Genomic DNA, 1,751 nt, shown 5'->3' with positions numbered 1-1,751 from the left:
TCCGCAGGGACTTCACCTACACACCAGCGTGCCTTCTCCCGAAGTTACGGCACCATTTTGCCTAGTTCCTTCACCCGAGTTCTCTCAAGCGCCTTGGTATTCTCTACCTGACCACCTGTGTCGGTTTGGGGTACGATTTAATGTTACCTGATGCTTAGAGGCTTTTCCTGGAAGCAGGGCATTTGTTACTTCAGCACCGTAGTGCCTCGTCATCACACCTCAGCGTTAAAAGGTACCGGATTTACCTGGAACCTCCGCCTACATGCTTAAACCGGGACAACCGTCGCCCGGCTAACATAGCCTTCTCCGTCCCCCCTTCGCAGTAACACCAAGTACAGGAATATTAACCTGTTTCCCATCGACTACGCCTTTCGGCCTCGCCTTAGGGGTCGACTCACCCTGCCCCGATTAACGTTGGACAGGAACCCTTGGTCTTCCGGCGAGCGGGCTTTTCACCCGCTTTATCGTTACTTATGTCAGCATTCGCACTTCTGATACCTCCAGCAGCCCTCACAGGCCACCTTCGCAGGCTTACAGAACGCTCCCCTACCCAACAACACATAGTGTCGCTGCCGCAGCTTCGGTGCATGGTTTAGCCCCGTTACATCTTCCGCGCAGGCCGACTCGACCAGTGAGCTATTACGCTTTCTTTAAATGATGGCTGCTTCTAAGCCAACATCCTGGCTGTCTGTGCCTTCCCACATCGTTTCCCACTTAACCATGACTTTGGGACCTTAGCTGGCGGTCTGGGTTGTTTCCCTCTTCACGACGGACGTTAGCACCCGCCGTGTGTCTCCCGTGATAACATTCTTCGGTATTCGTAGTTTGCATCGGGTTGGTAAGTCGGGATGACCCCCTAGCCGAAACAGTGCTCTACCCCCGAAGATGAATTCACGAGGCGCTACCTAAATAGCTTTCGGGGAGAACCAGCTATCTCCCGGTTTGATTGGCCTTTCACCCCCAGCCACAAGTCATCCGCTAATTTTTCAACATTAGTCGGTTCGGTCCTCCAGTTAGTGTTACCCAACCTTCAACCTGCCCATGGCTAGATCACCGGGTTTCGGGTCTATACCCTGCAACTTAACGCCCAGTTAAGACTCGGTTTCCCTGCGGCTCCCCTATACGGTTAACCTTGCTACAGAATATAAGTCGCTGACCCATTATACAAAAGGTACGCAGTCACACCATAAAGGTGCTCCCACTGCTTGTACGTACACGGTTTCAGGTTCTTTTTCACTCCCCTCGCCGGGGTTCTTTTCGCCTTTCCCTCACGGTACTGGTTCACTATCGGTCAGTCAGGAGTATTTAGCCTTGGAGGATGGTCCCCCCATATTCAGACAGGATACCACGTGTCCCGCCCTACTCTTCGAGTTCACAACCTGTGCATTTTGGTGTACGGGACTATCACCCTGTACCGTCGGACTTTCCAGACCGTTCCACTAACACACAAGCTGATTCAGACTCTGGGCTGCTCCCCGTTCGCTCGCCGCTACTGGGGGAATCTCGGTTGATTTCTTTTCCTCGGGGTACTTAGATGTTTCAGTTCCCCCGGTTCGCCTCGTTAACCTATGTATTCAGTTAACGATAGTGCAACGAATTGCACTGGGTTTCCCCATTCGGACATCGCCGGTTATAACGGTTCATATCACCTTACCGACGCTTTTCGCAGATTAGCACGTCCTTCATCGCCTCTGACTGCCAGGGCATCCACCGTGTACGCTTAGTCGCTTAACCTCACAACCCGAAGATGT

The 1,751-nt window shown here is 52.7% G+C and carries 1 rRNA gene (running past one end of the window); it reads right to left on the bottom strand.

The window, feature by feature from the left end:
• Nucleotides 1-1,734, bottom strand: a 23S ribosomal RNA gene (locus NKJ21_RS27260) (its annotated part extends 1,162 nt beyond the left edge of the window); the annotation flags it as partial.
• Nucleotides 1,735-1,751 lie beyond the last annotated feature (17 nt).

Origin of the sequence: Klebsiella sp. SWET4 (assembly GCF_024296565.1) — a bacterium.
GTDB classification, from domain to species: Bacteria; Pseudomonadota; Gammaproteobacteria; order Enterobacterales; family Enterobacteriaceae; genus Klebsiella; species Klebsiella variicola.
This window is presented reverse-complemented; position numbering and strand designations above follow the sequence as displayed.